Origin of the sequence: Streptomyces jeddahensis (assembly GCF_001642995.1) — a bacterium.
Lineage (GTDB): Bacteria > Actinomycetota > Actinomycetes > Streptomycetales > Streptomycetaceae > Streptomyces > Streptomyces jeddahensis.
The window spans coordinates 1-819 of record NZ_LOHS01000140.1 but is presented as its reverse complement, the minus strand read 5'-3'; the positions used below and the strand labels follow the sequence as shown (position 1 = coordinate 819).

1 pseudogene is annotated in these 819 nt (G+C 65.7%); it reads left to right on the top strand.

Going from position 1 to position 819, the window contains the following annotated elements:
* Positions 1 to 699: 699 nt before the first annotated feature.
* Positions 700 to 819, top strand: a pseudogene (locus STSP_RS40530) (LacI family transcriptional regulator); the annotation flags it as partial.

Below are 819 nucleotides of genomic sequence, written 5' to 3'. Positions count from 1 at the left end.
TACCTCCCGCACCTTGATACCCCTTGTCCGCGAAGCACTTGACGCCGGCCTCGGCTCGCCGGCGAGCGCGCCGGTGTGCGAGACGGTCAGCGCGGCGGACTACATCACCGTGGATGTGACCGTCTGGCGGTGATGCCGGATCGGATACGCCGCGAGCCTGCCCATGCACGACGAGTTGGTCGTCGTACGGACCCGGTGGCGTGGGCAGCGCGTGCCGTTGCCGTCCGTACTGGCGTGAGCAGCGGGTAACGGTCCTCTGCTGAAGCGTCGCGAAGGAGTGATCGTCTCAAGCTGTGGGCCGTTGAGGTTCTTCACGCCGCGGCGGTCTCGGGAGGCGTCTTACGAGGTGACCCCTCTGGAAGCGGGGCGCCGGCCCGGTCTGCCGCGCCCAGTAGCTGCATGGGCGGCCATTTCGTGCTGTGCGCTGCCTCGACGTCCGGGTGGCTGGGGTCCTGGATGGTGAACCACGGGGCCACAGACCGATGAGACGCATCCCCGTCAAGGTGAGTTGAGACCGCATCGCAACGTCGATCGTTTGACAGGTCTAACGGCGCCGACATGTGACGTACTACCGTCGAACCGTTCATCCTCCTTGTAATCAAAGGTAATTGACCCGCCCGCGCCATGCAGAAACGTGCCTTCTAGGGGTGCTTACGCTCCCGCACAACCCCGGTGGATGAGGCCTACGATCGGCTCGCTATGACAGCAGCAGAAAAGCACCAGGTGAGCCGCGCGGAGACCCCGCGTCGAGGCAGCCGGACGGCCAGAGCAGGCATCAGGGATGTCGCTGCGGCCGCCGGTGTCTCCATCACGACCGTC